The sequence below is a fragment of the Streptomyces sp. NPDC005263 genome (genome assembly GCF_042872365.1).
Lineage (GTDB): Bacteria > Actinomycetota > Actinomycetes > Streptomycetales > Streptomycetaceae > Streptomyces.
In genome coordinates this window covers 526884-545049 of the sequence record NZ_JBIAKJ010000003.1, presented here as the reverse complement: position 1 = coordinate 545049, position 18166 = coordinate 526884, and the positions used below count along the sequence as shown (strand labels likewise).

At 70.2% G+C, this 18166-nt stretch carries 13 protein-coding genes; 3 read left to right on the top strand and 10 right to left on the bottom strand.

Translation table 11 applies throughout. The features are described from left to right. Window positions 1-17 precede the first annotated feature (17 nt). The 5 genes from ACFYRY_RS16065 to ACFYRY_RS16045 form a co-directional block, all read right to left on the bottom strand. On the bottom strand, window positions 18-2420 hold the full coding sequence (locus ACFYRY_RS16065; RefSeq protein ID WP_389144980.1) for a galactose oxidase-like domain-containing protein: 2403 nt from the start codon (window positions 2418-2420) through the stop codon (window positions 18-20). Further along, the gene (locus tag ACFYRY_RS16060) at window positions 2404-3618 is read right to left on the bottom strand and encodes a glycosyltransferase (protein WP_389144977.1); all 1215 of its coding nucleotides are present in this window, start codon (window positions 3616-3618) and stop codon (window positions 2404-2406) included. The genes ACFYRY_RS16065 and ACFYRY_RS16060 overlap by 17 nt, the downstream gene beginning before the upstream one ends. Next, window positions 3615-5270 carry an ArnT family glycosyltransferase gene (locus tag ACFYRY_RS16055; RefSeq protein WP_389144974.1) on the bottom strand — a complete coding sequence of 552 codons (1656 nt, stop codon included), beginning with the start codon at window positions 5268-5270 and terminating at the stop codon, window positions 3615-3617. The genes ACFYRY_RS16060 and ACFYRY_RS16055 overlap by 4 nt, the downstream gene beginning before the upstream one ends. After that, a complete protein-coding gene (locus tag ACFYRY_RS16050; protein ID WP_389144971.1) occupies window positions 5267-6535 on the bottom strand; it encodes a glycosyltransferase in 1269 nt (422 codons plus the stop codon). The genes ACFYRY_RS16055 and ACFYRY_RS16050 overlap by 4 nt, the downstream gene beginning before the upstream one ends. Window positions 6536-6782: 247 nt before the next feature. Then, window positions 6783-8834, bottom strand: a complete 2052-nt coding sequence (locus tag ACFYRY_RS16045; RefSeq protein ID WP_389144968.1) for a thioredoxin domain-containing protein — start codon at window positions 8832-8834, stop codon at window positions 6783-6785. A 266-nt stretch (window positions 8835-9100) separates the two neighbouring features. Here ACFYRY_RS16045 and ACFYRY_RS16040 point away from each other — a divergent pair, with 266 nt between their 5' ends. After that, window positions 9101-12301 carry a tetratricopeptide repeat protein gene (locus tag ACFYRY_RS16040; RefSeq protein WP_389144965.1) on the top strand — a complete coding sequence of 1067 codons (3201 nt, stop codon included), beginning with the start codon at window positions 9101-9103 and terminating at the stop codon, window positions 12299-12301. A gap of 166 nt (window positions 12302-12467) precedes the next feature. On the opposite strand, the gene ACFYRY_RS16035 is transcribed toward ACFYRY_RS16040, so the two are convergent. Together ACFYRY_RS16035 and mca are read right to left on the bottom strand one after the other, a co-directional pair. Continuing rightward, window positions 12468-12716 carry a hypothetical protein gene (locus ACFYRY_RS16035; RefSeq protein WP_389144963.1) on the bottom strand — a complete coding sequence of 83 codons (249 nt, stop codon included), beginning with the start codon at window positions 12714-12716 and terminating at the stop codon, window positions 12468-12470. Next, on the bottom strand, window positions 12709-13590 hold the full coding sequence (gene mca, locus ACFYRY_RS16030) for a mycothiol conjugate amidase Mca (protein ID WP_389144960.1): 882 nt from the start codon (window positions 13588-13590) through the stop codon (window positions 12709-12711). Before mca ends, ACFYRY_RS16035 begins: the two co-directional genes overlap by 8 nt. A gap of 169 nt (window positions 13591-13759) precedes the next feature. On the opposite strand from mca, the gene ACFYRY_RS16025 reads away from it, so the two are divergent. Together ACFYRY_RS16025 and greA are read left to right on the top strand one after the other, a co-directional pair. Beyond that, window positions 13760-14158 (top strand): DUF4307 domain-containing protein, encoded by a 399-nt coding sequence (locus tag ACFYRY_RS16025; RefSeq protein ID WP_389144957.1) that lies wholly within the window; start codon window positions 13760-13762, stop codon window positions 14156-14158. A 168-nt stretch (window positions 14159-14326) separates the two neighbouring features. After that, complete coding sequence (gene greA / locus ACFYRY_RS16020) at window positions 14327-14827, top strand: transcription elongation factor GreA (RefSeq protein ID WP_389144954.1); 501 nt, start codon at window positions 14327-14329, stop codon at window positions 14825-14827. 57 nt (window positions 14828-14884) lie between these two features. Here greA and ACFYRY_RS16015 read toward each other — a convergent pair whose 3' ends face one another. From ACFYRY_RS16015 to ilvA, 3 genes are all read right to left on the bottom strand, one after another. After that, entirely contained in the window at window positions 14885-15742 is an 858-nt protein-coding gene (locus ACFYRY_RS16015; protein WP_389144951.1) for an ABC transporter permease, read from the bottom strand. Continuing rightward, the gene (locus ACFYRY_RS16010) at window positions 15739-16740 is read right to left on the bottom strand and encodes an ATP-binding cassette domain-containing protein (protein WP_389144948.1); all 1002 of its coding nucleotides are present in this window, start codon (window positions 16738-16740) and stop codon (window positions 15739-15741) included. The genes ACFYRY_RS16015 and ACFYRY_RS16010 overlap by 4 nt, the downstream gene beginning before the upstream one ends. A 183-nt stretch (window positions 16741-16923) precedes the next feature. Then, window positions 16924-18153 (bottom strand): threonine ammonia-lyase, encoded by a 1230-nt coding sequence (gene ilvA, locus ACFYRY_RS16005; protein ID WP_389144945.1) that lies wholly within the window; start codon window positions 18151-18153, stop codon window positions 16924-16926. Window positions 18154-18166 lie beyond the last annotated feature (13 nt).

Here is an 18166-nt window from a genome sequence, read left to right as displayed (position 1 = left end):
GCCGGGCGCCATGATCCTCAGCGGCGTGCGACGTCACCCTTCCCGCAGGCGGTGCCGTCCTTGTTCCGGTCGAGCCCCAGCGGGTCGTCCTTGCCGTTGGTCTTCAGGCGGCCGTAGTCGTGCGCCTTCAGCCAGGTGCAGCGGGCGGCCGTCGTCCTGTTCACCTCGTCGGGGAAAACGGTCGGCACGCAGACGTTGATCGAGCCGTAGTGCCGGTCGCAGCCGGACACCGTAGGGCTCACCTTCTGCAAGGTCTTCTTCTTCGCGGGCCTGCTGACCGTGCCCTCCAGCGAGTCGGCGAAGGAGTGGACGTGCGCCGACGCGTCGGTGGCGCTCAGCGCCGACGGGCCCTGCAGATGGACCCACGTGGCCACCGACGGCACCCCGTTCGCGTCGACCGCGAAGAGCATGTACCAGCCGGGCGGGGCCAGGTTGGGGTTGCTGGTCACGTTCAGGTCGACGTTGCCGCCGTCCACCGACAGCGGCAGGTCCACGAACCGCTGGTTCGGGTCCGATGAGTGGGTGACGGCGGCCGGTCGGATCAGCTCGGCCTTGGCGATGGGCCGGTCGACGGTGATCCGCTGGGTGTCGCCGTAGGTCCACTCGGTGTCGATCACCGAAGTGATCGACGGGCGCGGGCCCTTGAGCAGATACGGCGGGGTGTAGATCGACACGTTGTGGTTCCACGAGCCGTTGCCCGGGTTGTCGCCGGTCGACATCACCCGGCCGTCGGGCAGCAGGAACGACGACGAGTGGTAGCCGCGTGCCTGCGGGTCGGCGGCCACCGGGTCGAAGGTGTTCGACGCCGGATCGTAGACCGACGACTCGAAGACCGGGTCGGCCCGGTTGTGCAGCGCGCCGCCGGTCTCCAGCACCTTGCCGTCGGGCAGCAGTACGGCGGAGACGTACATCTTGCCCTGGTCGCCGGTCTCGGGCACCTTGCCGTTGCCGAGGTCGACCGTGCCCTGCGGCAGCGGCGGACCGGCGACGTACCCCGGGTTCGCGGCCTTGAGGTCGATGACGTCGGTCAGCCGGCCCGCGTCCGGGTTGGAGTCGATGTTGCCGCCGCCGAGGGTGAGGACCCGCTGGTCCTGCGCCGGGGGCAGCAGCACGCTCGCCGACTGGTCGCGCTCGTCCTTCTTCCGCAGGCCCGGGATCTGCGTGACCGTGTTGGCGTCGTAGTCGTAGATCGCCGATCCGGTGCCGGGGATGTTGTTGCCGAAGACATGGCTGCCCGAGTAGAAGAGGCGGCCGTCCTGCATCAGGATCATCGACGGGTACAGACCCCAGTACGACCAGGTCTGGTTGACCTTCCACAGCGGCTGCCACTGCTGCTCGGCGTCCGACCAGTACTCGGTGGTCACCGACCCGGTGGAGTCCTCGCGCAGGCCGCCGAAGGAGATCACGTCACCGTTGCCGAGGGCGGTCGCCGACGGGTACCAGTGGCCGTCGTTCATGTCGTTGGTCTTGCTGTACGTCTCGGTCCTCGGGTCGAAGACGTACGAGTCCTTGTACCCCTCGTAGCCGTGTCCGCCCGCCACCGGGTACGCCTTGTTGCCGCTCATCACCAGCACCCGGCCGTCCTGGAGCTGGACGTGCCCGGAGCAGAACATGTCCTTCGGTGTGGGGATGACCTTGTAGGTGCCCTTCACCGGGTCGTACACCGCGGAGGTGAAGGTGCCCGCCTCGAACTGCTCCTCGCTGTTCCCGGACCCCGCGATGAGCAGCACCTTGCCGTTGTTGAGGACGACGGAGTGCATGGAACGCACCGGGTTCTGCGTGGGCAGCACGTCCCATCTGCCGTTGGCGCACTGCTCGGCGGTCCCCGTGCACACCGGGTCGGGCACCGGGTCGGCGACCTGTTCCATGGAGTAGTCGTCGGTGGTCGCCGAGCCCGTGCCGTACACCGAGACGCCCCAGGTGATGCGGTCGGTGCCGGCCGGGACCGCGGGGGTGCGGACAGTCGCCCGGGACCACGCCGCGGACATCTCCAGCGTCTTCAGGTCGGTCCAGTACTGCCACCCCGCGGTGGCGTCGTGCCGGAAGAGGGTGAGCGAGGTGTCCGGGGTGGTCGACTTGTACCAGAGACCGAGGTCGTACTGCCTGCCCACGGTCACGACCGGCGCGCAGGCGGTGGACTCGGTGATCAGCGCCTTGCGATCACCGTCGACCCGGCGGGTGAGCGACACCTTCATGGCCTTGGCACCGCTGTGCGCGTCGTTCACGGTCGAGAAGGTGAAGTCGTTGTCGCCCCAGCCGGACTTCTCCCAGCAGGACGGCATGTCACCGGTGCCGGCGGTCTCGAAGCCGGGGTTCCTGACGAGGTTGGCGGCGGACGCGGGCTGAGGTGAGGCCAGCAGCAGGCCCCCGGTGAGGCCGGCCACGGCCAGCAGCGCGGAACTCCTACGGCGTCTTCTCATGGGCACTCCTCGCGGTACGGCCGCCCTCGGGACCCCCGCGGCCCCTGCGCGGCAGATACACCAACGCCTCGGTCCCCGCGAAGCGCAGGACGAAGGTCGTCACCAGGGCGAGCGCGGTCGCGGACAGCGCTCCCATCCCGAACCGGTGGACGAACAGCGCGATCAGCGGGATGCGCAGCACCAGGTCGGCGTTGGCGAGCAGCGCGAACCGTCCGGCGCGGTCCCACCAGCGCCGGTGCCGCCGCCGGTCGCGGAACAGCAGATGCTCGATGAGGACGAAGTTCCAGGCCACGCCGAACTGGTTGGCGAGGATCTCGGCCGGGACGTAGTGCATGCCGGCCAGGGTCAGCGCCCACAGCCCGAGCAGGTTCGGCACGAAGCCGGTCGCGCCGATCAGGCCGAAGCCGACCATGCGGGCCACCGGTGACGCGGCACGCAGACCCGCCAGGTGGCGCAGGAACCGTAAGCCCTCCTGCGCGCTGGACTTGGACTCGCCCGCGAACCGGTCCTGGAAGACGAACGGGACCTCGGTGACCTGCCGGGGGCGGTTGCGTACGGCGAGCTCCAGCAGAATCTTGTAGCCGAGGGGCTGGAGCACGTCGGCGGTGACCGCGCTGCGGCGGATCGCGAAGAAGCCGCTCATCGGGTCGCTGATGCCGCGCAGCTTGCGCGGGAAGAGCGACTTGGTCAGCCAGGTCGCGCCGCGCGAGACGGCGACCCGGTAGCTGCCCGCGAGTCCGGCCCGGCTGCCGCCCTTGATGTAGCGGGAGGCCACGACCAGACCGGCGTTGGCCCGCTCCCCGGTGGCCACCAACTCCGGTACCAGGGACGGCGGGTGCTGGCAGTCGCCGTCCATCACGACGATCCAGTCGGAGGACGCCGCCCGGATGCCCTCGACGACCGCGCCGCCGAGTCCGCCCACGGGCTCGTCCCGGTGCAGGACGGTCACCGGGAAGGGGCAGTCCTGGGCCGCCTCGTGGATGACCTCGGGGGTGTCGTCGGTGGAGTCGTCCACGAAGACCACCTCGCAGGGCAGCCGGGCGGGCACCGATTCGGTGATCAGGTGCAGCAGCTCGCGGACGTTGGCGGACTCGTTGAAGGTCGGGACGACGATGGTGACGGCACCGGGCTCGGCCACCTCCGCCGCCTGTACGGCGGGGTCGCCGAGTTCCGAGGGGACTATGGATTCCTGGCTCATCGGGCGCCTCCCGCGGCAGTGCCGGTTGTCTGGACCTGCCGGATCTCGATCCGGTCCGCACCGGTGCCGAAGGTGGCGACCGGGGTCGAGTGCTGGATGGCCGCCTTGACGTTGGGCAGGTCGACCGCGTCCCGCCGCACCGTCGGTGAGGCGACCACGTAGTCGATGTCCTTCCAGCCGCGCGGCATCGTCTTCGTCACCGCGGGGTCGAGGTCGGCCTTGTAGAACCAGATCACGCCGAGTCCCGGCCGGTATCCGGCGTGCACCAGATCCAGCCAGAGCGCGTCGTCGACGAGCACCCGGGTGGAACGTGGCTCCTCCACCTCGCTGCTCAGCCACTTGGAGGCGGCCTTGTAGGGGGCGTTGGCGTCGAGGGTGACGGCGGTGCGGTCACCCTCGTACCAGCGCGGTACGACATAGGCGCCGGCGGCGACGGCGAGGACGGCCGCGAGGGCGTAACGCCCGCCGGTGAGCAACCGTTTCTCCCCTTCGCTCCGCCATCTGCGCAGCACGCCGTGCACCACCGAGGCGGTGCCTCCGGCGAGCACCAGGGCGAGGTACGGCAGCGCCTGGATGACGTACATCGCGGGCAGGTAGCCGCCGGGCCGCAGGGCCAGGGCGGCGAGGACCGCCACCGTCAACGCCGGTCCGGCCAGGGCGCGGGCGGTGACCGACCAGCGCCAGGTGACCAGCAGCAGCAGCGCGCCCGCGAGGCCGCCGAGCGGCAGGATCCGGTCGTAGTACAGCCAGGACTCGAGGACGCCGTGGGAACCGGAGCCCGCGTCGAGGATGAATCCCGAACCGGGCCTGGTCATCTGGTACTTGACGCCGTCCCAAAGGGACACATGGCCGCCGCCGGGCAGCAACTCGCCCTTCAGAAGGGCGAACAGCGGGTACGACATGCCGATCAGCAGGCAGGCCGTGACTGCGCCGGTGACCGCGAACTTCCGGGTGTCGCGGTGGCTGTGCCGCCACATCGTCACCAGGACCGCGGGCAGGACGATGAGGATCGTCTCCTTGGTCAGGACGGCGGTGGCGGCGGCGATACCCGCCCCGAAGTGGTGCCACAGGTGGCGGCTCGGGGAGGCCGCGAGGGTGAACGCGAGCAGCATCCACATCACCGCGAGGTTGTCGAGGAAGATCTCCCGCTGGAGGACCACGGACAGCGGCGAGAGCCCGAACAGGAGCATGCCGAACCCGGCGGCCCAGCGGGGCAGGGAGAGGCGACGGCCCAGGACGTAGACCAGGATCGCGCTGATGGCGCTGACGACCAGCATCATCACCCGCATCGAGCCGACGGTCATCGAGTCGGGGCTGATCATCGAGGGGATCCAGGTCAGCAGGGCGATCTGGATCCAGCCGAACGGCGGGTGGTCGTACCAGTAGGTGTAGTGGGCGAGGCCCTTGCCCTCCTGGACCGCCCAGGCCTGGGCGAGGTAGGTGCCCTCGTCGTCGCTGAGCGTCGGGTAGTCGGCGATGTTCCAGCCCTGTACGACCAGGATCGCCACCAGCAGCAGGCCGCATAACAGCAGGTCGGAGCGGGAGGAACGCAGTCGGCTCGGCGGGGCGGTCGGGCCGGCCTCGGCGGACGCGGGCAGCGGTGTGCCCTGCGCGGGGACCGTGGTGGTCGCCGCGGGAAGAGTGGAAGTCACGCGGGGACGTCCTCTCGGATCACTTCGGAGGGTGTGAGGTGCGCGCCTACGTGTGAGGTCAACTCCCAGTCGGTGCGGCCGCGTTGCTCACGCCACACGGCGCGGATGGCGGCGCCGGCGAGGAGCACCTGGTAGAAGGGGCCGCCCACGACGAGCTTGAGGTAGTGGCCGAGGCGGACCCGAAGGCCGTACTGCCTGCCGAAGTCGTGCAGCCCGACGAGCTCGAAGACGAAGGTCACCATGGCGGTGACGAGCGGCAGGAAGGTGACGAAGGCGATGCCCACGGGCACGTCGAGGAAGAGCGCGATCGCCACGTTCAGCGGGATGACGACACCGGTGAAGGCCTGCATGAACGGCGTCATGAGGGTGTAGCGGGCGAGCAACCGCTGTCCGAGTCCCGGCAGTTGCTGCCAGTCCTTCTTCCGGTACACCTGGAGGAAGCCCTGGTTCCAGCGGGTGCGCTGCTTCAGCAGCGACATCAGCGAACCGGGGGTCTCCTCCTTGGTCACCATGTCGGAGTCGTAGGCGACGACGACCTTCCTGCCGACGCTGGACAGCCGCACGCCCAGGTCACAGTCCTCGGCGAGGCACTCGGGGTCCCAGCCGCCGGCTTCCCGCAGGACGTCCGTGCGAACGAAGACGGTGTTGCCGCCGAGCGGGATGAACCCTTTCTGCGCGTGCAGATGCAGTCGGGACCGGAACCAGAAGAAGTACTCCAGGCAGTTGCGCAGGCTGTACCAGCTGGAGTGGAAGTTGATGAGCTGCACCCCGCCCTGGACGACGTCGGCGCCGGTGGAGCGGAAGGCGTGGTCGACGTGGGCGAGAAGCTCCGGATGGACCTGGTCCTCCGCGTCGAAGACTCCGACGACATCACCGCGGCAGTGCGGCAGCGCCGTGTTCATGGCCTTCGGCTTGTTCTTCTTCGGGTGCGTGTCGACGACGACCCGCACCCGCCGGTCGCGCTCCGCGGCGTCGCAGGCGACCGCCGTGGTCTCCGGGTCGTCGTGCCCGACGATCACGATGATCTCGAAGTCGGCGTGGCTCGACTCCAGCAGCCGCTGGATGGTGTGGTCCAGCACGGCCTGCTCGTGGCGGGCCGGAAGCAGCAGCGAGAAGGACAGGTGTTCACCCCCGTCCGGACTGTTGAAGCGGGTGGAGGCGAGCACTTCGGGCGTACGCCACGCGTGCATCTGCCACCACAGGGTGAAGGCCGCCATCCAGAATAAGGCAAGCGAAACGGCAGCGATAAGGACAGACGTAAGCAAAAGATCCCCCCAGATCCCCAAATCCCCCTGCCGCTACGGCCGGTCACCTCGATGTGCCACAGCCGCGCGTCACTGTGCCGAGATTAGGGGGGAACCATGACGTGCGGGAGGTGTTCCGATAAAGAGTGTGTATCCGAACGGAGTATCGGCTACTGGGAGGTATACGCATACCTGGCCCATTTGGGTAGCCTGAACGAACTCCTCCGTTCCGGATGTTCTCCGCTCAGAACACCGTCCCGCGCGGCCGTCAGCCGCTCAGTTGCGTGCTCAGACGGTCCGGATCGGTTGTCGGGGCGTCACAGGTGAAGTTGCGGCAGACGTACGCCGTCGGCTCACCGTCGCGCAGCGGCCGGTCCGCGAGCAACGGGAACTCGCCACTTCCCTCGCTACCGAGCGCGACGACCGCACCCGGCGCGGTACCCAGAAGTGCCGTGTGGTGCAAGGCCTTTGTGGCGTCGTCGTCGAGATCCGGACCGACGACCGCGACCTCGCGCGGCCCGTCCAGCAGAGCCTCACCGACGGCGAGCCCCCAGCCCACGAAGCGGGGGACGCGCGGGCCGAGGGCCTTGACGACGCCGAGCGCCTTCTCGGCGGCGGTGCGGTGCGGCTCCGAGCCGGTGTGGGCGGCGTAACTCAGCAGGGCGCCCGCCGCGGCGCTCCAGCCGGACGGGGTGGCGTTGTCGGTGGGGTCCTGCGGTCGGCGGATCAGCTTCTCGGCGTCGGCGGCGGTGTCGTAGAGGCTGCCGGACGCGTCGGTGAACTGGTCCAGGACGTGGTCCAGGAGGAAACCGGCGAACTCCAGCCAGACCCCCTCGCCGGTCACGGACGCGAGCGCGAGGAAGCCCTCGGCCACGTCCGCGTAGTCCTCCAGCACCCCCGCGTTGGCGCCGACCTGGCCGTCCTTGCTGGTGCGGGCGAGGCGGGCGTGGTCGTCGAGGTGCAGCCGGACCAGGAGGTCGGCGGCGCCGATCGCGGCCTCGACCAGGTCGGGACGGTCGAAGTAGGCGCCCGTCTCGGCGAGCGCGGCGATCGCGAGGCCGTTCCAGGCGGCGACGACCTTGTCGTCACGGCCGGGAGCGGGCCGCCGGGACCGGGCTTCCAGCAGCCTCCGCTTCACGGAGTCGACGCGTTCGGCGTCGAACTCGACGTCCTGTCGCGGGAGTTGGAGGACGGACGCCCCCGCCTCGAAGGTGCCCTCCGCGGTGACGCCGAAGTAGTGCGCGGCTAGCTCGGCGTCCGCGCCCAGCACCTCGTCGAGCTGCTCGGGCGTCCACACGTAGTAGGCGCCCTCGACGTGCTTGCCGGTCCCGTCGTCACTGTCGGCGTCGAGCGCCGACGCGAACCCGCCCTCGGCGGTGCGCAGTTCCCGCACCATGAAGTCGGCGGTCTCCAGGGCGACCCGGCGGGCGAGCTCGCGGTGTTCGTCGGCGGCCTGGTCGTGGGCGGTGGACCGCCACAGGTGGGCGTAGGCCCGGCACAGCAGGGCGTTGTCGTAGAGCATCTTCTCGAAGTGCGGCACGGTCCAGTCGCGGTCGACGGAGTAGCGGGCGAAGCCGCCGCCGAGCTGGTCGTAGATCCCGCCGCGGGCCATCCGCTCACAGGTGTCCCGGGCCATCTGGAGCGCGCCCTCGGCCCCGGTCCGGGCGTGGTGGCGCAGCAGGAACTCGATGACCATGGACGGCGGGAACTTGGGCGCCCCGCCGAATCCGCCGCGCTGCGGGTCGTAGTCCCGGGTCAGCCCGAGCAGTGCCTGGGCGAGCTCCTCCTCGCCGGGTGCCTGGCTGTCGCCGTAGGAGATCTCCCGTCCGGCCAGGTCCCGCACGATCTTCCCGGCCACCTCGGTGACCTCGTCCCGGCGCTCGGACCAGGCCTGCTGGACCCCCTGGAGGACCTGGCGGAAGGAGGGCATGCCCTGGCGCGGGGCGGGCGGGAAGTAGGTGCCGAAGTAGAAGGGCTCGGCGTCCGGGGTGAGGAATACGGTCATGGGCCAGCCGCCCTGGCCGGTGGCCGCCTGCACGGCCTCCATGTAGACGGCGTCGACGTCGGGACGCTCCTCGCGGTCGACCTTGACGCTGACGAAGTGCGCGTTGAGGTAGTCGGCGGTCTCCTGGTCCTCGAAGGACTCGTGGGCCATGACGTGACACCAGTGACAGCTGCTGTAGCCGACGCTCAGCAGGACCGGAACGTTCCGGTTCCGGGCCTCCTCGAAGGCGCCGTCCGACCAGGGCCACCAGTCGACGGGGTTGTCGGCGTGCTGGAGGAGGTAGGGGGACGTCTCATGGGCCAGTCGGTTCGGCATGGGTCCATCCTGCCGCAGGACCCCGCCCGTCAGTCGGCAGGCGTGTCCCGGACGGGGCCGGAGTCTTGGAGGGGCGTGCGTCGACGCAACCGCCGCGTCCCCTTCCGTTTCCGTGATCAGGGGGTTGGGCAGGACATCCCCTTGCACCAACGCCGGTGTGCCGCAAGGCGGTCGGAGGTCGACCGCCCCCTCGCAACGACGCGCCGTCCGCAGCACACTTGACCAAGAAACGACCGGAAAGCGTTGCCGCCGGAGGGGGACGTGACATGCGGGACAGTCATCGCGCTGAGGCCGAACGGCTGTTGGCGCGGGCCGTGGAGGAGGAGGTGCGGCGCTCCGGCGGACGTACCGACGGCGGCGTACTGCTGTCACGGGCGCGTGGCTCGCTGGACGCCATGGCCCAGACGGCCGCCGAGGAGTACGAGGCCTACACCCGCGCCCTGGAGGAGTCGGAGGCCGGTCAGCTCACCTTCGGACAGCGCTACGCACGCGAGGGCGGCACAACTCCGTTGCTGGTCGCGGGCGTCGCGGCGGTCACGGCCACCGTCGCCGACCTGGCCCTGGGGACCGGCGCGGGCACGGCGCTGGGTGTCGGGGCCACGGTGGGGGTGCTGGGCGCGGCGACGACGGTGGTGAAGGTGGCCGGGTCCCATCTGCCCGCGGCGCATCACCGCGCGGGCGCCATGGGGCAGCCCGGCGGCCCCGAACAGCTGAGGTTGCAGTGGCTGACGGCGTTGGAGGTACGCGGCATCCGCCCGTTCCTGGACCAGCAGCGGGTGCTGAGCGCGTCCACCGGGCCGAAGAAGGTGGGCCCGCGGCTGAAGGGCACGGACAAGAGCGCGGCGGCCCGCGGGCGCAGCGTGCTGCAGCAGTCGTTCGGTCAGCTCCCGGAGCCGGCCGGCCCGTTCGCGGGACGGCGTCAGGAGATGGCACGGATCCGGCAGTGGGTGCAGGCCTCCCGGGCGAGCACCGAGACGCTGCCGACGGTGGTGGTGCTGCACGGGACTCCCGGCAGCGGCCGTACGACGCTCGCGGTGCGCGCCGCCCACGACCTGAAGGACTACTTCCGCGGCGCCTGCGTGGTGGACCTGCGCGGCGGCAGCCCGCAGGAGCAGCCGCTGTCCACCCGGGACGCGCTGCTGCACCTGCTGAACCGGCTCGGCGCACCTCGCGAGCAGCTGCTGTTCAGAGAGCGTTCCTCCGCCGACCAGCAGGTCAGACGGCTGAGTGAGCTGTACCACCAGCATCTGAGCGGGCTGCCGGTCACCATCGTCCTGGACGACGCCTGTGACCCCGAGCAGGTCCGCACGCTGGTGCCCGAGCGCTCCGACAGCCTGGTCCTGGTCACCGCCCGCGAACCCCTCGATCTGCCCGCCGACCTCGCCGCCCGGGTGCACCGGCTGCCCGTCCAGACCCTGGACGGGCCCGGCGCGGAGGAGCTGCTGACTGCGGCCGCCCAGGACGACACCGGGCCCTACGACGCCGAGTCCGCCGACCGGATCAGAGAACTCTGCGGTGGTCTGCCGTTGGCGCTGCGCGTCGCGGGCTCGTCACTGGGGCCGCGCTCACCCCGCCAACTCGCCGCCGACCTCGGCGCGTACGGCCCGGTCGAACCCGCCGAGCGGGTGCTGTGGCTGCGCTACACCGACCAGTCCGACACGGCACGCCGGCTGCTGCGCCGGCTCGCCCTGGCGGGCCGCGCCTCGCTCGGCGCCGCCGCGGCCGCCTCGCTGCTGGCCACGGACGAGACGGAGGCGAACAGGCATCTGGAGGCACTGGCCCGGGCAGGCCTGATCGACCATGTCCGCGGCAGCCGCTACCGCCTGCACGACGTGGTACGGACCTTCGCGCAGGCCCGCCTCCTCGACGAGGAGGAACCCGCCGAACGTACGGCGGCGCAGGAACGGCTGATCGTGAACTACGCCGACCTCGCGGACTCGGTGCTGCGCCTGGTCGACGGCAACATGTCGACCCGCTCGGACCGCTTCAGCCCGCACGGTTTCCACTCCCTGGACGAGGCGCTGCGCTGGCTGGACGACGAGTCGAGCTTCATCACGGCGGCGCTGCGGCACGCGGAGGGCGTGAACCAGGCGGCCGTGCTCAATCTCCTGGGCGCCCTGTGCGACTACTGCCTGCTGCGCGGCGACCTCTACCGCCTGGGTGAGATCAGCGAGCTGGCGCAGGCGGTGGACCAGGGGCTGCTGGTCCGCTCGGTGCAGTGGCGCACGGGTATCGCGGCGCGGCAGCTCGGCGAGCTGGACAAGGCGCGCACCACCCTGACGTCGGTGGTGGACCTGTACATGGAGGCCAACCACGACGCGGGCGCCGCCCGGGCCCTGTGCTCGCTCGGCATCACACTCCACCACCAGGGCAACCTGACCGAGGCAGCGGCGCGGCTGCGTGAGGCCATGGACCTCCAGGCCGCCCCCGAACTGGCCACCGACCGCGCCTGGACGATGCACGCGCTGGCGGCGGTCGAACGGGACCGGGCTCGGCTCGCGGAGGCCCTGGACCTGCTCACCGAGTCCCTGGTCCTGCACCGGGCCGGCGAGTCCGTGCACGGCGAGGCCTGGGCCCACTTCCAGCTCGGCCAGCTGGGCCTCAGGATGGGCGACGTGCCGCGCGCGGAACGGGAACTGCGCACCGCCCTCGATCTGTACGGCCGCACCCGCGACGCCCGTGGCGAGGCGTGGGCCCTGACCCAGCTGGCGCGGGCCCGGCTGGTCGACGGCGATTCCACGACCGCGCTGGACGCCCTGCGCCAGGCCGCCGCCCGGCACCGCGACAACGAGGACGCGCGGGGCGAGGCCTGGACGGTGTACTACCTGGGCCAGGCCCTGGAGGAGACGGGCGACCTCGACCAGGCGGTCCGCGAACTGGAACGCTCCCGCACGATGTTCTCCCGTATGCGCGACGTCTACGGCCTGGCCTGCGCCCGCCACCACTCGGCCCGGGCCACCCGCGACCAGCGCGCCGCGCAGACGGGGTCGCTGCGCAACTCGGGCTTCGCCCGCCAACTGCTGGTCGACGCCCGGGCCGACTTCCAGCGGATCGGCGTCGCGCACGGCGAGGCGTGGACGTGCCTGGAACTGGTGGTGGTGGACGCGGGCAACGCACGCACCCAGCAGGCCCTGGCCCTGTGCGACGAGGCCGTGGGCCTGTTCACCTCCTACGGCGACCGCCGCGGCGAGGACTGGGCCCGCTTCCTGCGCTGCACCCTGCTCCCGTACGCCGCCCCGGGCGGCGTGGAGATCGGCACGGCGGTCGCGCAGGAGGAACTCACCCAGCTGTCCCGGGCCTCCCACCCGGCCCGCGACGAGAAACTGGACGACTACGTCCAGGCGTACCAGCTGCTCCTGGAGCGTGGCATCAACCTGGAGGCAGGCTGGCAGGCCTGGCAGCTCGGCATGGTGCCGGGACGGCACGCGCGGGAGGTCATGGGGGTGACGGTGGCCGCGGCGCGGTAGGTACCACGCCGCCGCCGGTCTCCGCGGGCGGCCGGGTGCCGCTGCCCGCGTCCACACCCGCGCTCACCCCGCTCACCCGCGCTCCGCACCGCCCCCCGCCGCTTCCCCTCGCCGATCCGGGCGATGACGAAGCCGCGACGGGCGGTTCACGGAGAGGGGCAGCGGGTCAGCCCTGCTTGGCCCTCGGTCCCGCCGGGGCGTCCTCGGGCTGTGCCTCCGCGTCCGGGGACTCCTTGAAGTCGACCTTGTTCATGTGGCGGCTCATCGACCTCATCAGGCCCCACACCGCCAGGGCCATCACCGCGAAGACGATGAAGCCGAGGACGCCGGGGGTCACCTTGTCCTCGTCCACCTCCTTGGCGAGGGTGGCGAGGTGCGTCATTGCCAGGCTTGCGCTTGCGCTCATGTCAAGCATTGTCGCGGATGCCCGCAAAGAGGTCGTCCTCGGGGAGGGAGCTGTCGACGAGGGACTTCGCCAGCTCGTACTCCTCGGTCGGCCAGACCTCCTTCTGGATCTCCATCGGGACGCGGAACCAGCCGCCGTCGGGATCGATCTGGGTGGCGTGCGCGATCAGCGCCTTGTCGCGGATCTCGAAGAAGTCGGCGCACGGGACATGCGTGGTGAGCGTGCGCTCGGCACGCTGGATCTCCTTCCAGCGCTCCAGCCATTCCCCGTACGGCGACTCCAGCCCGCGGTCGAGCAGCGCCTTGTGCAGCGCCTCGGTACGGGGGCGGTTGAAGCCCTGGTTGTAGTAGAGCTTCCGCGGCTGGTACGCCGGTCCGAACTCCGCCTCCGGGTACTTCTCGGTGTCCGCCGCGCCCTCGAACGCCACCATCGAGATCTTGTGGGTCATGATGTGGTCGGGGTGCGGGTAGCCGCCGTTCTCGTCGTAGGTGGTGATCACCTGCGGGCGGAACGAGCGGATCTTCCGCACCAGCTCCCCGGCCGCGACGTCGACGTCCTCCAGGGCGAAGCAGCCCTCCGGCAGGGGCGGCAGCGGGTCGCCCTCGGGCAGGCCGGAGTCGACGAAGCCGAGCCACTCCTGCTTGACGCCCAGGATCTCGCGGGCCTCGTCCATCTCCTTCTTGCGTACCTCGTGGATGTGCTCCTCGATGTACGCGTCACCCTGCAGCTTCGGGTTGAGGATGGACCCGCGCTCCCCGCCCGTGCAGGTCACGACCAGCACGTCCACCCCCTCGGACACGTACTTCGCCATGGTGGCCGCGCCCTTGCTCGACTCGTCGTCGGGGTGGGCGTGTACGGCCATCAGTCGCAACTGATCAGTCAAGACTCAATCCTCGTAAGTCGGCGCCCGGTGTGAACGGGTGCAATTCGATAGGTGCCGTCCCGCAGGAACGTCGTTGAGGGGTGCAGTCGGGCGGCGGGCGGGAGGCTTCTATAGTGACCGAATCCGGGGACCAATAATTCCGGGGCCCGGCCTTGCCGAGAGGATGATCATGAGTACGGCGAGCACGCGACTGCCCGAGGGCCGCTACGGCCACTCCTCGGACGAGCGCGCCGACCACAAACTCAAGATCGCCGCAGCCGTCCTCGCGACCCTGCTGCTCGCCGTCATCGGCTACTTCGCGTACCACTACGTCGCCCAGAACAAGATCAGCGCCGAGGTGATCACGTTCGAGCCCGGCAAGAACGCCGTCCAGGTCCATCTGGAGGTCCGCAAGGACGCCGGCGCGAGCGGCTACTGCACCGTGCGTTCCCAGGCGGCGGACGGTGCCGTGGTGGGCCGCGCCGACTTCCGCTTCACCGGGGACGCCACCCGCATCGACAAGGTGGTCACGCTGCGCACGACGTCTCCGGGCACCACGGCCGAGCTCCTGGGCTGTCAGGCCGACTGACGGCCCCGCCAATACGTGGGCGATGACCTGCCCCGATGTGATTCTGATGGCTTATGTCCTCCCCCTGGCGCCCTTGAATTGTTAGGCTCGTGGTTTCGCCCTTCCATGAAGGAACATTCTTCTGGGTAGGGCGATGCTTTGTATTCCCAGTACCTACGAGGAGCACCTGTGACCCAGACCAGCGAGAACGTCACCTGGCTTACCCAGGAGGCGTACAACCAGCTCAGGGCCGAGCTGGAGCACCTGTCTGGTCCCGCGCGCACGGAGATCGCCGCCAAGATCGCCGCCGCGCGCGAGGAGGGCGACCTGCGCGAGAACGGCGGGTACCACGCTGCCAAGGAGGAGCAGGGCAAGCAGGAGCTCCGTGTGCGCCAGCTGACCCAGCTCCTGGAGAACGCCAAGGTCGGCGAGGCACCTACGTCCACCGACGGCGCGGTGGCGCCCGGCATGGTGGTGACGATCGCGTTCGACGGCGACGAGGACGACACGCTCACCTTCCTGCTCGCCTCGCGTGAGTACGCCAGTTCCGACATCGAGACCTACTCGCCGCAGTCCCCGCTGGGCTCCGGCGTGATCGGCCACAAGGTCGGCGAGGACGCGAACTACGAACTGCCCAACGGCAAGAAGGCCTCGGTGAAGATCCTGAAGGCCGAGCCGTACAACGGCTGAGCACGACCGCCCCGGTGTGGACCCACCCCCGGCGTCTCGCTGACGCCGGGGGCATTGTCACGCGGTCGCGGATCTGTACTTGCGGACCGCCAGGGTCCTGAACACCAGGATGATCAGGACCGAGTAGATCAACGAGGCCCAGACCGGGTGCTGCATGGGCCAGGCGTCGGACTGCGACTGCCCCGGGTTGGCGAACAGGACACGGCAGGCCTGGACCGTGGCGCTGAAGGGGTTCCACTCGGCGATGTGACGCAGCCAGGGCGTCATGTTGGACGTGTCCACGAACGCGCTCGAGATGAACGTCACCGGGAAGAGCCAGATCAGCCCGCCGGACGTGGCCGCCTCGGGTGTCCGCACGGACAGGCCGATCAGGGCCCCGATCCAGGTGAAGGCATAGCCGAGCAGGAGCAGCAGTCCGAAGGCGCCGAGGACCTTGCCGGCGTTGGTGTCGCCGAACGATCCCACCCGCCAGCCGACCAGGAGGGCGACCACGGCGAGGACCAGCAGTGTGAGCGCCGTCTGCACCAGGTCCGCGAGGGTGCGCCCGGTCAGAACCGCGCCGCGCGCCATGGGCAGCGAGCGGAAGCGGTCGATGAGGCCCTTGTGCATGTCGTCGGCGATCCCGGCGCCCGCGCCCGCGGTGGCGAAGGTGACGGTCTGCGCGAAGATGCCCGCCATCAGGAAGTTCTTGTAGTCGGCTGGGCTGGTGCTGCCGCCGACCTGCATGGAGCCGCCGAACACGTAGCTGAACAGCACCACGAACATGATCGGCTGGATGAGTCCGAAGATCACCATCTCCGGGATCCGGGACATCCGGATCAGGTTGCGCTTGGCCACGACCAGGGAGTCGCGCACCGACTGGCCGAAGGGGTTGGTGGGTGCCGCGGTCCGTGCGGCATCGGTCACGGCACTCACTCGGAGGCCTCCTTCTGCTGCTTGGCGTCCGCCGTCGCGCCGCTGTCCTCGGCCCCGGCCTCGGCCACATGGCCGGTCAGGGACAGGAAGACGTCGTCCAGGGTGGGGCGGCGCAGGCCGATGTCGTCTATCTCGATGCCTCGGACGTCGAGTTCCCGGATGACCTCGGCGAGGAGCTTCGCACCGCCGGAGACCGGCACGGTGATCCTGCGCATGTGGTCCTCGACGGTGGCCTCGCCCTTGCCGAAGCCGACCAGCACCTCCCGGGCGATCGCGATGTGCTCGCGTTCGTGCACCACCAGCTCGACCCGCTCGCCGCCGGTGCGGGCCTTGAGCTGGTCGGAGGTGCCGCGCGCGATGACGTGGCCTTGGTCGACCACGGCGATGTCGTGCGCGAGGTGATCGGCCTCCTCCAGGTACTGGGTGGTCAGCAGCAGCGTCGTACCGCCGGAGACCAGCTGTTTGATGACCTCCCACAGCTGCTGCCGGTTGCGCGGGTCGAGACCGGTCGTCGGTTCGTCCATGAACATCACGGGCGGTGAGACGACCAGGGCGGCGGCCAGGTCGAGCCGGCGGCGCATACCGCCGGAGTAGGTCTTCGCGGGCCGGTCGGCGGCGTCCGCGAGGTGGAACTGGTCGAGCAGCTCACCGGCCCGGACCTTCGCGGCCCTGGCCTTCATCTGGTACAGCTGGCCGACCATCTGGAGGTTCTCGCGGCCGGTCAGGTATTCGTCGACGGCGGCGAACTGGCCGGACAGGCCGATCGAGCGCCGTACCTCGTTCGGTTGCTTGAGCACGTCGAGGCCGGCGACGACGGCCCTTCCGCTGTCGGGGCGCAGCAGGGTCGTCAGGCAGCGGACCGCGGTCGTCTTGCCCGCGCCGTTCGGTCCGAGCAGGCCGAGGACCGTGCCCTCGGGGACATCGAGGTCGACGCCGTCCAGAGCCTTTACGTCACCGAAGGTCTTGACCAGACCTTCGGCATAGATGGCGCCTGGCATATGAGTCTCCACGTCTTCGGGAATTCTTGGGAAAGCTGTGATTCATGCCTGTTTCTTCCGCCCCATGGGCGAGTGAGCGGTACCACGACACACACCATAACGCGATGTATCGCGTCTCTCCAGGGAATTTGCCCGTTCGGGTGACAAAGGGTCCTGAGCTGGGGTTCTGCGGCGCGAGAGGCCTCAGTCGATGACCGTGTAGCCCGCGTCGCGGAGGGCCCTGCCGACTTCCACGCAGTGCGCCGGCCCCTTCGTCTCCAGGTGCAGCTCGACCTCCGCCTCCGTGAGCCCGAGCCGTGGGTCGGTCCGTACGTGGCTCACATCGAGGACATTAGCGTCCACCACTGACAACACACCCAGAAGTGTCGCGAGGGCGCCGGGCCGGTCCGTCAGCCTGAGACGTACGGCCAGGTAGCGGCCCTGCGCGGACATGCCGTGCCGCAGGATGCGCTGGAGCAGCAGCGGGTCGACGTTGCCGCCGGACAGCAGCGCCACCACCGGTCCCTCGAAGGAACCGGGGTCGCTCAGCAGCGCCGCGACCGGGCTCGCGCCGGCCGGCTCGACCACCAGCTTGGCCCGCTCCAGGCACAGCAGCACAGCGGCGGACAGCTCGTCCTCCGTCACCGTGCGGACCTCGTCGACCAGCTCGCCGATGATGCCGAACGGCACGTCGCCCGGCCGCCCGACCTTCATGCCGTCGGCCATCGTCGCGGGGTTCTCGATGGAGACCGGGCGCCCGGCCGCCAGCGAGGGCGGGTACGCGGCCGCGCCCGCCGCCTGCACGCCCACGATCCGCACGTCCGGCCTCAGTGCCTTCACCGCGATCGCCACACCGGCCGCGAGACCGCCGCCGCCGATGCCGACGACGATCGTGCGCACCTCCGGGCACTGCTCCAGGATCTCCAGGCCGACCGTGCCCTGACCGGCGATGATGTCGGGATGGTCGAAGGGGTGGATGAACACGGCGCCCGTCTCGTGCGCGTACTCCCGCGCGGCGGCCAGCGTCTCGTCGACCACCTGGCCGTGCAGCCGCACCTCAGCGCCGTACTCCTTCGTGGCGCTGATCTTCGGCAGCGGGGCGCCCTTCGGCATGAACACCGTGGAACCCACGCCGAGCAGCGAGGACGCGAGGGCCACGCCCTGCGCGTGGTTGCCGGCGCTGGCCGCGACCACACCGGCCGCCCGCTCCTCGGGCAGCAGACCGGCGATCCGGACGTAGGCGCCGCGCAGCTTGAAGGAGCCCGTCCGCTGGAGGTTCTCGCACTTGAAGAGGACCGGCGCCCCCACCAGCTGGGTCAGGTGCCGGCTGCCCTCCATCGCGGTCACCCGCGACACGCCCGAGAGCATCTTCCGGGCTCCGCGCACGTCATCGAGCGTGACCGGCGACACGGACTGGGTCTCGCGGTAGTTCATAGACCCCAGTCTC

Excerpts from the sequence above, each read along its gene's own strand:
- ACFYRY_RS16065 (WP_389144980.1), bottom strand. The coding sequence starts at position 2,420 with ATGAGAAGACGCCGTAGGAGTTCCGCGCTGCTGGCCGTGGCCGGCCTC.
- ACFYRY_RS16060 (WP_389144977.1), bottom strand. The coding sequence starts at position 3,618 with ATGAGCCAGGAATCCATAGTCCCCTCGGAACTCGGCGACCCCGCCGTA.
- ACFYRY_RS16045 (WP_389144968.1), bottom strand. The coding sequence starts at position 8,834 with ATGCCGAACCGACTGGCCCATGAGACGTCCCCCTACCTCCTCCAGCAC.
- ACFYRY_RS16040 (WP_389144965.1), top strand. The coding sequence starts at position 9,101 with ATGCGGGACAGTCATCGCGCTGAGGCCGAACGGCTGTTGGCGCGGGCC.
- ACFYRY_RS16035 (WP_389144963.1), bottom strand. The coding sequence starts at position 12,716 with ATGCTTGACATGAGCGCAAGCGCAAGCCTGGCAATGACGCACCTCGCC.
- ACFYRY_RS16025 (WP_389144957.1), top strand. The coding sequence starts at position 13,760 with ATGAGTACGGCGAGCACGCGACTGCCCGAGGGCCGCTACGGCCACTCC.
- ACFYRY_RS16010 (WP_389144948.1), bottom strand. The coding sequence starts at position 16,740 with ATGCCAGGCGCCATCTATGCCGAAGGTCTGGTCAAGACCTTCGGTGAC.
- ilvA (WP_389144945.1), bottom strand. The coding sequence starts at position 18,153 with ATGAACTACCGCGAGACCCAGTCCGTGTCGCCGGTCACGCTCGATGAC.